Annotated in this window: 12 protein-coding genes, 1 tRNA gene and 1 riboswitch; of the genes, 6 read left to right on the top strand and 7 right to left on the bottom strand. The window is 61.0% G+C overall.

Annotated features, from left to right (window positions below; genetic code table 11):
• Positions 1-1,056: a cobalamin biosynthesis protein CobW gene (gene cobW, locus ACR0C9_RS12300; RefSeq protein WP_170449431.1), complete on the bottom strand. Its 1,056-nt coding sequence runs from the start codon at positions 1,054-1,056 to the stop codon at positions 1-3.
• On the bottom strand, positions 1,053-1,433 hold the full coding sequence (locus ACR0C9_RS12295) for a DUF1636 domain-containing protein (RefSeq protein WP_170449433.1): 381 nt from the start codon (positions 1,431-1,433) through the stop codon (positions 1,053-1,055). The genes cobW and ACR0C9_RS12295 overlap by 4 nt, the downstream gene beginning before the upstream one ends.
• A 93-nt stretch (positions 1,434-1,526) precedes the next feature.
• A riboswitch (cobalamin riboswitch) is annotated at positions 1,527-1,746 on the bottom strand.
• Between the two features lie 103 nt (positions 1,747-1,849).
• Here ACR0C9_RS12295 and ACR0C9_RS12290 point away from each other — a divergent pair.
• Positions 1,850-2,842, top strand: a complete 993-nt coding sequence (locus tag ACR0C9_RS12290) for an NAD(P)-dependent oxidoreductase (RefSeq protein ID WP_480708378.1) — start codon at positions 1,850-1,852, stop codon at positions 2,840-2,842.
• A gap of 50 nt (positions 2,843-2,892) precedes the next feature.
• On the opposite strand, the gene ACR0C9_RS12285 is transcribed toward ACR0C9_RS12290, so the two are convergent.
• A tRNA-Cys gene (locus ACR0C9_RS12285) sits at positions 2,893-2,966 on the bottom strand.
• 228 nt (positions 2,967-3,194) lie between these two features.
• Here ACR0C9_RS12285 and ACR0C9_RS12280 point away from each other — a divergent pair.
• The 3 genes from ACR0C9_RS12280 (at position 3,195) to ACR0C9_RS12270 (ending at position 6,213) form a co-directional block, all read left to right on the top strand.
• Positions 3,195-3,848: a protein-L-isoaspartate O-methyltransferase family protein gene (locus ACR0C9_RS12280; RefSeq protein WP_170449561.1), complete on the top strand. Its 654-nt coding sequence runs from the start codon at positions 3,195-3,197 to the stop codon at positions 3,846-3,848.
• A 95-nt stretch (positions 3,849-3,943) separates the two neighbouring features.
• Entirely contained in the window at positions 3,944-5,362 is a 1,419-nt protein-coding gene (locus tag ACR0C9_RS12275; protein ID WP_170449564.1) for a TolC family outer membrane protein, read from the top strand.
• 74 nt (positions 5,363-5,436) lie between these two features.
• Positions 5,437-6,213 (top strand): hypothetical protein, encoded by a 777-nt coding sequence (locus ACR0C9_RS12270; RefSeq protein WP_170622053.1) that lies wholly within the window; start codon positions 5,437-5,439, stop codon positions 6,211-6,213.
• A gap of 4 nt (positions 6,214-6,217) precedes the next feature.
• On the opposite strand, the gene ACR0C9_RS12265 is transcribed toward ACR0C9_RS12270, so the two are convergent.
• The gene (locus tag ACR0C9_RS12265; protein WP_480781108.1) at positions 6,218-7,675 is read right to left on the bottom strand and encodes a cobyric acid synthase; all 1,458 of its coding nucleotides are present in this window, start codon (positions 7,673-7,675) and stop codon (positions 6,218-6,220) included.
• A gap of 61 nt (positions 7,676-7,736) precedes the next feature.
• Here ACR0C9_RS12265 and ACR0C9_RS12260 point away from each other — a divergent pair, with 61 nt between their 5' ends.
• Positions 7,737-8,306 (top strand): cobalamin biosynthesis protein CobQ, encoded by a 570-nt coding sequence (locus tag ACR0C9_RS12260; protein ID WP_170449573.1) that lies wholly within the window; start codon positions 7,737-7,739, stop codon positions 8,304-8,306.
• A 66-nt stretch (positions 8,307-8,372) separates the two neighbouring features.
• Here the strand turns inward: ACR0C9_RS12260 and ACR0C9_RS12255 are convergent, their stop codons facing one another.
• Positions 8,373-8,693, bottom strand: a complete 321-nt coding sequence (locus tag ACR0C9_RS12255) for a DUF6280 family protein (protein ID WP_037310273.1) — start codon at positions 8,691-8,693, stop codon at positions 8,373-8,375.
• A gap of 218 nt (positions 8,694-8,911) precedes the next feature.
• On the opposite strand from ACR0C9_RS12255, the gene efp reads away from it, so the two are divergent.
• On the top strand, positions 8,912-9,475 hold the full coding sequence (gene efp / locus ACR0C9_RS12250) for an elongation factor P (protein WP_170449576.1): 564 nt from the start codon (positions 8,912-8,914) through the stop codon (positions 9,473-9,475).
• Between the two features lie 52 nt (positions 9,476-9,527).
• Here the strand turns inward: efp and ACR0C9_RS12245 are convergent, their stop codons facing one another.
• Both ACR0C9_RS12245 and ygfZ read right to left on the bottom strand, forming a co-directional pair.
• Positions 9,528-10,469, bottom strand: coding sequence for an ABC transporter transmembrane domain-containing protein (locus ACR0C9_RS12245; RefSeq protein WP_480781107.1), 942 nt, complete (start codon positions 10,467-10,469; stop codon positions 9,528-9,530).
• 111 nt (positions 10,470-10,580) lie between these two features.
• Positions 10,581-11,318, bottom strand: coding sequence for a CAF17-like 4Fe-4S cluster assembly/insertion protein YgfZ (ygfZ, locus tag ACR0C9_RS12240; protein ID WP_480781143.1), 738 nt, complete (start codon positions 11,316-11,318; stop codon positions 10,581-10,583).
• Positions 11,319-11,391: the final 73 nt, after the last annotated feature.

Below are 11,391 nucleotides of genomic sequence, written 5' to 3'. Positions count from 1 at the left end.
TTACTCGGCAGCCTCGGTCACACCCACGAGGATATCGCGGATCGCGGCCTCTTTGATGTCGTCATGCTCGGCAATCACGACCAGACGTGAGCGACGGTCCTCGCCGGGCTCCCACGGGCGGTCATACTGGTGACGCACGCGGGCACCAACGGCCTGCACCAGCAGACGCATGGGTTTGCCCTGAACGGCGGCATAGCCCTTGACGCGCAGGATGTTCAGCTCATTCGCCAGACGTTCGATCTTGGCGACCAGTTCCGCCGGGTCGGTCTGTTCCGGCAGCTCGACGATGATGCTTTCGAAATCGTCATGCTCGTGGTCGTGGTGGCCGTCGTGATGTGACGGGCGCGCGTCCATGTCATCCTCGGCGGCGGCCTCAAGGCCCAGCACGACGCGCACGTCCACCGCGCCTTCGGCCACTTCGACCACGGGCAGGGGGCGGGGGGCTTCGGCGGCGATGACCTCTTTGGCTTTCGCCACACCTTCGGGACCGGCCAGATCGGGTTTGGTCAGCAGGATGATGTCGGCGCAGGAGATCTGATCCTCGAACACCTCCGACAGGGGCGTTTCGTGGTCGATCGAGTCATCGGCCAGACGCTGGGCGTCCACCGCCTCGACATTCGGCGCGAAGCGACCGGCGGCCACAGCCTCGGCATCGGCCAGAGCGATCACGCCGTCCACGGTGATTTTCGACCGGATATCGGGCCAGTCGAACGCCTTTAGCAGCGGTTTTGGCAGGGCGAGGCCCGAGGTTTCGATCAGGATGTGATCCGGGCGCGGTTCCAGCGCCATCAGCGCCTCAATGGTGGGGATGAAGTCATCGGCCACGGTGCAGCAGATGCAGCCATTGGCCAGTTCCATGATGTTTTCCGCCGGGCAATCCGGGATCGCGCAGGATTTCAGGATGTCGCCATCAACGCCCACATCGCCAAATTCGTTGACCACCACGGCCAGCCGCTTGCCTTGTGGGTTCTGCATCAGATGCTTGACCAGCGTCGTTTTGCCCGAACCCAGAAAGCCGGTGATCACAGTGACGGGGAGTTTTTCGAGGTTGCTCATTTCAGGGCTCCAATCGGGGGAATGCGCGAGGCGCAGTTCTTGCGGAAATGTTCGGGGCGCTCGCGCCATTTGACCAGGCCGTCCTCGGTGGCCAGATACTTGGTCGCACCATCGACGATGACGTCAACGTGATCGGCCTCATTGAGGTTCTCATAGACAAAGGTCCAGCGATCCGGCCCGCCGCGCAGCACGATGGAACAGCCCTGATCGCAGTTCGACAGGCATTCGACGGCTTTCAGCGTGACGCCCTCGGGCAGGTCCGCCTGTTCCAGCGCTTTGTGCAGCAATGTGCCGGGGCGTTGATCGTCATCCTCGATGGGCAGACCACGGCGGCACGTGGTGCAGACCAGCAGCTCGACCGGCGCAGTCTCGGTCATGTCTCTCATCCCCCCAAATCCTCTTCGCGGGGGACGGGGTTTCATGCGGGCCACGCGATGCACATGGACCCGACACCGGAACACCCCGCCCGGTTTCAACTTCGGGTGCTGGCAGGTCTCCCGGCTTGCGGATGTCAGAGGCCCGGTTCGTCTGGCTCCTCTGTCGGATGTCCCGCCTTCCCGGCCTGGCAGGCCAGTGGCATTGGGCACCCTCTCCGGTCACGGTCGCGGGGGCGGCTGCGTTTGGCGGATAAACCGTTGACGCATTCCCTTTTCATCGGCTGTCGCCGACACCAACGACAGGGACATGCGGCACGTGCGGGCAGGTTGTCAAGCGCGATGCGACCACCATCGCGTGGCTAGGATGAAAAGCGACCTGCCAGCGTCGCTGGGCGGCATGACGCGGTGCCCGCGACATGGTCGCATACCGGAAAACACGCAGGGAGACGCGAATAATGAAAGTTGGGTTCATCGGACTTGGAAATGTGGGCGGAAAACTCTCGGGCTCATTGCTGCGCAACGGGATCGACCTGACGGTCCATGACCTCAATGCAGACCTGGTGGCAGAATTCGTCGAAAAGGGCGCAAAGGCCGCCGAAAGCCCGGCCCAGCTGATGCACGATTGCGACGCGGTGATCACCTGCCTGCCATCGCCTGCCGCCTCGGACGCGGTGATGCAGGAGATGTTGCCCGAGGTCGGCCCCGGCAAAATTTGGATGGAAATGTCCACCACCGACGAGGCCGAGGCCAAGCGGCTGGGTGCCATGGTCATCGAACGGGGCGGGGCGGCGGTTGATTGCCCCGTTTCCGGCGGATGCCACCGGGCGGCAACCGGCAATATCTCGATCTTCGCGGGTTGCGACCGGGATACTTTTGAGCGAATCCTGCCCTTCCTGACAACGATGGGCCGTCGGGTGTTGCATACCGGCGATCTCGGCTCGGCCTCGGTTCTGAAAGTTCTGACCAACTATCTGGCCACCGCCAACCTGATCACCTGCGCCGAAGCGCTGGTGACCGCCAAAGCCGCCGGGATGGACCTGAACACGACCTATGAGGCGATCAAGATCTCGTCTGGCACCTCATTTGTGCATGAGACCGAAAGCCAGGTCATCCTGAACGGCTCGCGCGATATTTCCTTTACCATGGACCTTGTCAAAAAGGATATCGGCCTGTTTCAGGACGTCGCCGACCGCGCGGGTGTCCCGCTTGAGATCAACCCGATCATGATCAAGATCTTCGAGGACGGCATCGCACGCTACGGCGAACGCGAACTGTCGCCCAACATCATCAAACGCCTGGAAGACGCCACCGGCCTCGACATCCGCGCGCCCGGCTTTCCACCTGAAATGCAGGACGATGAACCTGAAGAACCGGGTTATGAGGTTATCCCGGCGGGGCGCGATTCCTAAGAGGGGCGCGCTTTCGTCTTTGCGTCGCGAGGTGAAGGTATTGAAGGAAGTGGAGGCGAGTACCGGAATCGAACCGGTGTACACGGATTTGCAATCCGCTGCGTCACCACTCCGCCAACTCGCCTTTTCAAGTAAAATCAAATACTTGCCGTGGTGTGACAGGCGTTTTAGCAGCTTTCTTATGGGGCGTCCAGAGGATTGCGTGTAATTTTGGCGCCTGAGGCGGGAAATGCTGATCTGGGCCGGATCACAAACCTGTCGCACGGGCCGGGCTGTGGCAACAGGGCCGTTGCCGGTTGCTGCGGGATGTGGCAAAAGCCAAAAAAACGTGGGAATTCAGACGAGAGATCAAATGACAGATTTCGCAACCCGACGCCGCACTATGGTCGATACGCAGATTCGGCCCTCTGATGTCACGAAATTCCCGATCATCGATGCCATGCTGACCGTCCCGCGTGAAAATTTTGTGCCGGATGCGCAGCGCGAGGCCGCCTATGTTGAAGGCATAATCGATCTGGGGGACGGGCGCAGCATGCTGGAGCCTCGGACTCTGGCCAAGATGCTGGACGCTGTGAATATTTGCAAAGATGAGGCGGTTCTGGATATCGCGCCGGGGCTGGGGTATTCCACCGCCGTTGCCGCGCGCATGGCTGAACTGGTGGTTGCTGTTGAAAGCGATGAGGCGCTGGCCGCAGAAGCGCAGGATGCCCTGACCGAGGCGGATGCAGACAATGCCGTGGTGCATGTGGGCCCGCTGGAGCAAGGGGCCGAGGAACACGGGCCTTACGACGTGATCATGATACAGGGCGGCGTGCAGCAGGTGCCGGACGCTCTGCTGGGTCAGTTGAAAGACAACGGGCGCATCGCCTGTCTGTTTGTGCAGGATGGTCTGGGCGTCGTTCGGATCGGGCGCAAGGCTGGTGACCGGGTCAGCTGGCGCGACGCTTTCAACGCCAGTGCGCCGACACTGGACAGTTTTTCAGTCGAGTGTGCATTTTCGCTATAGTCGGGCGGTGGTTTTTTCTGCCACCTTGATTAGTTGAAAACGGCAACGCAAACTTCCCGCAGGGCAGTGTAATTTTGATTTGAGAGGATTTGGTGATGCGTGGAACGGCAACTGGTAAGCTGGTCAGGGCCTTGGCGGTGACCGCTGGTCTTGCCCTTAGCGTTATGCCTGTACGCCTGGCATGGGCGGACAACCTGACCGATGCCTTTATCGGGGCGTATAACACCAGCGGTCTTCTTGAACAGAACCGCGCGCTGTTGCGTGCCGCTGATGAAGATGTTGCCATTGCGGTGTCCGCGCTGCGTCCGATCATCAACTGGACAGTGCGCGTTTCGCAGGATTACACGCGGACAACGACTAGCGGTATAGTGGTCCGGAACGAGCCTTCGACATTCTTTACCGGCCTCACGCTGGCCCAGTTGATCTATGATGGCGGGTTCTCGATTCTCGGTAAGCAATCCGCGCAGGAAATCGTGTTGTCCACGCGCCAAAGCCTGATCGATGTCGAGCAGGCCATTCTGTTCCGCGCAGCAAACGCTTATCTCAACGTCGTTCTGCAGGAAGAAACCGTGCAGATTCAGGTGAATGACGTCGATGTGTCGGCCGAGGAACTTCGGGCCTCGCGGGACCGTTTCGAAGTGGGTGAAGTCACGCGCACGGACGTCGCCCTGTCCGAGGCACAGCTGGCCAGTTCCCAGGCCGATCTGGCAGTTGCACGCGGTAACCTGAGCACGGCGCAGGCGGAATATGTAAATGCCGTCGGCAAACTACCGGGGGCGACCGCTGGTCAGCCCAGCCTTCCGTCACTGCCCCGGTCCGAGTCAGAGGCGATTTCGTTCGCGCGCCGCAACCATCCGGCCATTCTTGCGGCCCAGCACGAAGTGCGTGCGCTTGATTTGCAGGTGCAGCAGCAGCGGGCGAATCTGGGGCCGAATGTCACGCTGAATGCAGATGCGGGCATTACGGAAAGCTATGATAATGACGATGACACCGAAAATGCGAGTGTCTCGCTGAACTTCAACCAGCCGATCTATGCCGGCGGACGTCTGGCGGCATCGGTGCGCCGGGCGATGGCCACCCGCGATGCGTCGCGCGCGAACCTTCTGAACGTGCAAAAGGACATCACGCAGGGCGTGTCCGAAGCCTATGCAAACTTTCAGGCCGCCTCGGCCAGCCTGCGGGCATCGACCGAGCAGGTACGCGCCTCGCAGGTCGCCTTTGACGGGATTCGCGAAGAGGCAACCCTGGGCGCACGGACCACGCTGGACGTTCTGAACGCGCAGCAGGATTTGCTGGATGCGCAGCTGAACGAGGTCGCCTCGCGCACCGAGCGTTCGCGCGCTGCCTATCAGCTGTTGCAGGCTCAGGGCCTGTTGACGGCGGAACGTCTGGGTCTGGCGGTGCAGATCTATGACCCGACGCTGTATTATAATCTGGTCAAGAAAGCCCCTGCACAGGTCAGCAAACAGAGCAAAGACCTGGATCGCGTCCTCAAAGCGTTGCGTCGGGACTGACGGGCAATACTATCTGTTGTTCGCTCTGACAGGATTGGCTACACTCGGGCCTGAGGAAAGAGCGGTAGAGCAAAATGACGGACAATGTCGTAAAAGCCGGGATCGAAGACGTTTTGTCTTCGGTCAAACGTCTGGTCAGCGAAGAGGGGCGCAAAGCCCCGTCCTCGGGCGCGCGCAAGCCCGGGCGTCTGGTGCTGACCGAGGCGTTGCGAATCTCAAAACCCGCTCAGGTTGAACAGCCCCCGCTGAAGCTGGAACCGAAATACAGCGCCGAGGAGTCGGCGAAACCAATGCTGCTGCGCGCCTGTGACATCGTGAAGGCCGATGCGGCGGCCAATAGCGATGCGCCGCGTCAGGAAGAGGCCAGGCCAGAGCCTGAGGCCACCGAAGACCCCGCAACCAGCCTGAGCGCGAAGATCGAAGCGCTGGAAGCTGCAATCGCACGGACCGAAGATCAGTGGGAACCCGATGGCGACAGTGACGATGCCTATTCAGGGACGCCGACTCAGGGCCTCGCCTGGACCACGGATTCAGGGTTCGAAGAGCCCGAGCCAGAGGATGTGCCTGCAGAGCAGGCAACAGACGGTGAGGACGCAGCTGCAGCGGCCGAGCCCGAGCAGGAAGAACCGCAACCGGCCACCTTCATTCGTTCGCCCGAAGTCATGCCTGTGGCCGAAGACGCTGTGCCCGCGCGCGACGTGGCCATCGACGAAGACGCGCTGCGTGACATGATTGCCGAGGTTGTCCGGCAAGAGCTTCAGGGCGTGCTGGGCGAGCGGATCACCCGCAACGTGCGCAAGATGGTCCGGCGCGAGATTCACCGGGCGCTGGCAGCGCAGGAGCTGGAGTAACAGCTCAGCCCCGCTGCGGCGGCTCCGCAAGGTCCAGCAGTAAATCCAGGTTCATGTTCTGCTCTAGATGATCGGCCAGATCATCCAGCGTTTGCTCGACACCATCCTCATAGGCGGTTTCCGATTTCACACCCAGTTTTGCCAGAAACTGCGCCCGAAACGCGTCGGACGAAAATATGCCGTGCAGATAGCTGCCCAGAATGCGCCCATTGGCGCTGGCTGCGCCTTCGGGGCGGCCCTCAACCTCCAGCCAGGCCCGCGTACAATCCGGGCCTTCCGTTTCACCCATATGAATCTCATACCCGCTGACAGGTTCGCGGTTGGGCAGGGCGCAGGCTTCGGTCAGCGTGACATGCTTTTTACCGGCCATGACAGTGTCCACATCCAGCAGGCCCAGCCCTTCAACCTTGCCCGGCCGACCGTCCACCCCGTCGGGGTCCGAGATTGTTCTGCCCAGCATCTGATAGCCGCCGCACAGGCCAAGAACATGCCCGCCGCGGCGTACATGGGCGAGAAGGTCAATATCCCAGCCTTGCGCCCGGAAATAGGTCAGATCGCCAATGGTGGATTTGCTGCCCGGCAGCAGCACAAGGTCGGCATCGCCGGGCAGGGGGCGGCCTGCGGGGATGATCTCGACGCTCACACCGGGTTCGGCTGAAAGAGGGTCCAGATCGTCGAAATTGGCCATGCGCTCAAGCTGAGGCACAACGACCTTGCACGCCCTGCCGGTGTGTGAGCGGATGTCCATCATATCCTCGGCGGGCAGCTTCCACGCATCGTGAAACCACGGCACCACGCCCAGACAGGGCCAGCCCGTGCGTGCGGCTATATCGTCGCGGCCCTCATCAAACAGCGACACATCGCCCTTGAACCGATTCACGGCAAAGCCCTTGATCATGTCAAGATCGCCGGGGTCCAGCACGGCCTGCGTTCCAACGATCTGCGCGATCACACCGCCCCGATGAATGTCTCCGACCAGCACCACCGGCACACCGGCTGCGCGGGCAAAGCCCATATTGGCAATGTCGCCTTTGCGCAGGTTGGTTTCCGCCGGGCTGCCCGCGCCTTCGATCAGCACCAGATCGGCGTCGCTGCACAGCCTGTTGAAACTCTCCAAAGCCGCGCCAAGCAGTTTGGATTTGTCCTTGCGGTAATCCCCGGCCTTCATCGTGCCTGCGCGCTGGCCCTGAACGATGATCTGGGCACCGGTGTCGGTTTCAGGTTTTAACAGGATCGGGTTCATATCGGTATGCGTCGGACGGTTCGCAGCCCACGCTTGCAGGGCCTGAGCGCGCCCGATTTCGCCCCCGTTTTCGGTCACGGCGGCATTGTTTGACATGTTCTGAGGTTTGAACGGGGCCACCCGCAACCCGCGTCGCGTATAAGCGCGCGCCAGTCCGGCTACCAATACCGATTTTCCGACATTGCTGCCGGTGCCCTGAATCATTATGGCGCGAACCATGGTCGTCTCCTATACCTTGTCGCGCAGATGACCTGATTTAAGGCCAAAGGGAAAGCCCCGGATGAACACGCCAGCGCATCTTTTGATCGGTGCTGCCGCCTTTGCGCGGCCCGCACGGGGACGCATCCTGTGGGCGGCGGTGCTGGGATCACTGCTGCCGGATCTGTCCTTGTATCTGATGGCGGGGACGTCGCTGTATATCCTCGGCATCCCGCCACAGGTCGTGTTTGACGAACTTTACTTCTCGCCCGCCTGGCAAACGGTCTTTGCCATCGACAACTCATTCATTCTGTGGGGGTTGGCTTTGGCGTTGGGGATGTGGCGGGACTGGTCGTTTCTGACGGTGGCCGCTTCCGCAGGACTGCTGCATCTGGTGATGGATTTTTTCCTGCACGCGGGCGACGGGCGGCCTCAGTTCTGGCCGATCAGCGATTGGGTCTTTCACAGCCCGGTCAGCTATTGGGACAGCACCCATCATGCGCTGTGGGTGGCCCCTGTATCCGCCATGATCTGCCTGTTGGCCTATGTCGCCTTATGGCAGCGCGGCCTGTCCATCACGGCAAAGCTGTTCTTTGCCCTGCTGCTGATGGCCGAGGTCTGGGTGCTGCGGCAGTGGCTGCTGTTTTTCTGACCCCGCAACAGAAAAGCGCGCCCCTGTTGACGGAGCGCGCTTTTTCAAAGGGAAGTCGCCCAGTGTCTAGGCAGCTTCGGCCTGCTGAGCGGCATTGCGACGCTCGCTTTCTTCACGCGACAGCGCGACCGAGGTCCGCACGCCACGGCCAACGAACTCCATCAGTCCGCTGACAACCCGCTCATTCGGGTCGATACCGGCGCAGGACAGCACCTCGCGCCCATCGCGCGAGCGTGCCCAGCGGGCGATCTGTTCGGGGCCATTGCCGTATTTCTTGTCATCGGCGATAGCGTCATCAAGTGCAGCCAACACAACGGCCGCGAAAAGTTTGCGTGCACGATTGCCTTGCTCGTTGTTAAAGGCAGTGCCGTCAACGAAATCTCTCATCTCGTCTTCCTTGTTGTTCTTGCTCTTGCATTTTCGGCGTGACGGTCCTTATGACCTATTAGGTGCGATTCGGATACACCTAAAATGCATAGTTGCGTTGCGTCATGTGCATGGCTTGCTGCAAGTGCAGCACTAGGTCTCGTTGTCTTGTCAGGGTTGGTCCTGCCAGATATAGGGACCGCAACTGACGCATCAACCGTTTGTGAAGGATTTATGTCATGCCCAAGATAAATGGGAACGAAATTCGCCCCGGCAACGTGCTTGAGCATAACGACGGGCTGTGGGCGGCTGTGAAAGTGGATCACGTAAAGCCCGGTAAAGGCGGCGCTTTTGCCCAGGTCGAGCTGCGCAACCTGCGCAACGGATCGAAGCTGAACGAACGGTTCCGCTCGGCGGACAAGGTCGAACGTGTGCGCCTGGAACAGAAGGATCAGCAGTTCCTTTATGAGTCCGACGGGATGCTGGTGTTCATGGATGCCGAGACCTATGAGCAGATCGAACTGCCCGCTGACCTGCTGGGCGAACGCCGCCCGTTTCTGCAGGACGGCATGACCATCGTGGTCGAATTCTACGAAAGCGAAGCGCTGAACGCGACGCTGCCCCAGAAAGTGACCTGCAAGATCGTCGAGACCGAGCCAGTGGTCAAAGGTCAGACGGCTGCGAACTCGTTCAAACCGGCGATTCTGGACAACGGCGTCAAGGTCATGGTGCCGCCCTTCATCGGGCAGGACGAGATGATCATCGTGAACACCGAATCCATGGAATATTCCGAACGCGCGTAACGCTGCGTTACCGGATCGAAAAGACCGCGCAGGCACCCGCCCGCGCGGTTTTCTATTTTCTGTGCATCCGCCGATAGCGGGTCGGGTCCGGGCCGAAAAGCTCTAGCATCAGTTCGTATTTGATGCGGTTGGCGCTGACCTGCCGGTAGAAGGCGATCAGAAAGGCCGTCGGCCCCTGGATGCGTCCCAGCCCGCTGACGGCGGCGACCACGGTGCCCACATCGGTTCTGCCCTGCAGAACCAGCCAGCCGCCCAGCATCAGCACCCCGACCGTGCCCGCGCCGTTGATGACGCTCAGCAGGAACTTGGCGGACAGTTTCCACAGGAACATCCTTCGCCGGGTTTCGTAGATATCGTCGAACATCGCATCGATGTCTTTTTCGACGGCCTCAAGGTCTTCGACCGTCAGGCTGTCGGTGGCACTGCGCAGAATCTGCACGCGCCGGGCGACGAAGACATTCACTTTGCGCTGCGACAGCAAGACGATGATGATCTGCGGCACGATCATCGAAAACGCGATCATCCCAAGCCCCGGCTGGGTGGACGAGATATAGCCGATCACGCTGATCAATGTGCCGATCTGCACCACAGGGTCCGAGAACGCGCCACCCGCGAATTTACCCAACTCTTCGGCCTCGGCCGAGATGGCCGTGCTCATCGCGCCCTTGCGAACCGTTTCACCGGATTCGTTCAAATCGGTCGAGCGCCAGAGCAGCCGTTGCCGGATCATGCGAATGAGGTCTTCGCCCAGAGCGCCCGCGCGGTAGCCCAGCACCCATTTCAGCCCGAGACTCAGCAGGATGACCCCCATCATGCCCAGACCCAGCAGGATCAGCCGCTCGGTTCCTACATCGTCCGAGGTCAGGTGGTTGATGATGTCGCGCTGAAACTCAAGGGGTACGGCGGCCAGCGCCGCAACGGCCAAGGACAGCACGATCAGGATGATCTGCCGTCCGGCACTGGCGCGCCAAATCGCAAGGTAAAGCTGTAGCATGCGGGCATCCGGGTGGTTCCGTTGCCCGTACTGTGACAGTGGGAAGTGTCACGTCAAACCGGCAGGCGGCGCGTTGGGGCCCAAGCGTAACGGATCGGCAACAGCGTCGGGTCAGTCCGCCAGAGTGACAATAGCGTCTGCAGCTTGCATCGGCCCGCTTGCCCGGTCAAAGCGCAGATAGGCAATGGCGTGATCGCCGGATTGGGTGAACAGGATCCCGACCGGTTTGCCGTTGGCCGTGATCTCGGTCCCGACGGGCGCTGTGCCGGTGATCCGGACGCGGCGCAGCCCCTTACGCAGTTCGGTTTTGTGCTTCATGCGGGCGGTGACTTCCTGACCGACATAACAGCCCTTTTTGAAATCCACGCCGTTCAGACCCTCGAACCCGGATTCCAGAATGTAGCTGTCCGGTGTCAGTTCCACCCCGCTTTCCGGGATACAATGGCGCACGCGGATCGCGTCCCAATCGGTACCGTCATCGCTTTCAAGGCTGTCAGAGTATGCGCGCCAGCCCATATCGTCATGGCGCGGATCGGGCAGGGCGCCGTCCGGTGCAGGCCCGGTACCGCGTTGCAGGTTCAGGCCTGACGGTTCGATTGTCACATCCGCCCGCAGCTTGTACATGCCCAGCCGCTTGGCCAGCCCATCCGCCATGTCCTCGGCCACGTCCAGCAGCAAGGCATCGCCGTCACGCTTCAGGAAGAAGTCGGCCAGATACTTGCCCTGGGGCGTCAGCAACGCCGCATAAACCAGCCCAGTGTCCAGCCCGCCGATATCGTTGGTGATGAGGTCCTGCAAAAAGCTCTCGGTGTCCGAGCCGGTCAGGCGCAGGATGCGGCGATTGGGCATGGCAGGGTCCTCGTCATTTGCCTTGGCCTCGTGATATAGGAAGTTCCGCTGCCAAGACCAGAGGTTATCCGCC

The organism is Ruegeria sp. C12 (genome assembly GCF_056537745.1).
The sequence above is the reverse complement of the archived record's forward strand: the minus strand, read 5'-3'. Positions and strand labels throughout refer to the sequence as shown.

Coding starts and splice junctions, on each gene's coding strand:
- cobW (WP_170449431.1), bottom strand. CDS start 1,056: ATGAGCAACCTCGAAAAACTCCCCGTCACTGTGATCACCGGCTTTCTG.
- ACR0C9_RS12295 (WP_170449433.1), bottom strand. CDS start 1,433: ATGACCGAGACTGCGCCGGTCGAGCTGCTGGTCTGCACCACGTGCCGC.
- ACR0C9_RS12290 (WP_480708378.1), top strand. CDS start 1,850: ATGGTCGCATACCGGAAAACACGCAGGGAGACGCGAATAATGAAAGTT.
- ACR0C9_RS12280 (WP_170449561.1), top strand. CDS start 3,195: ATGACAGATTTCGCAACCCGACGCCGCACTATGGTCGATACGCAGATT.
- ACR0C9_RS12275 (WP_170449564.1), top strand. CDS start 3,944: ATGCGTGGAACGGCAACTGGTAAGCTGGTCAGGGCCTTGGCGGTGACC.
- ACR0C9_RS12270 (WP_170622053.1), top strand. CDS start 5,437: ATGACGGACAATGTCGTAAAAGCCGGGATCGAAGACGTTTTGTCTTCG.
- ACR0C9_RS12265 (WP_480781108.1), bottom strand. CDS start 7,675: ATGGTTCGCGCCATAATGATTCAGGGCACCGGCAGCAATGTCGGAAAA.
- ACR0C9_RS12260 (WP_170449573.1), top strand. CDS start 7,737: ATGAACACGCCAGCGCATCTTTTGATCGGTGCTGCCGCCTTTGCGCGG.
- ACR0C9_RS12255 (WP_037310273.1), bottom strand. CDS start 8,693: ATGAGAGATTTCGTTGACGGCACTGCCTTTAACAACGAGCAAGGCAAT.
- efp (WP_170449576.1), top strand. CDS start 8,912: ATGCCCAAGATAAATGGGAACGAAATTCGCCCCGGCAACGTGCTTGAG.
- ACR0C9_RS12245 (WP_480781107.1), bottom strand. CDS start 10,469: ATGCTACAGCTTTACCTTGCGATTTGGCGCGCCAGTGCCGGACGGCAG.
- ygfZ (WP_480781143.1), bottom strand. CDS start 11,318: ATGCCCAATCGCCGCATCCTGCGCCTGACCGGCTCGGACACCGAGAGC.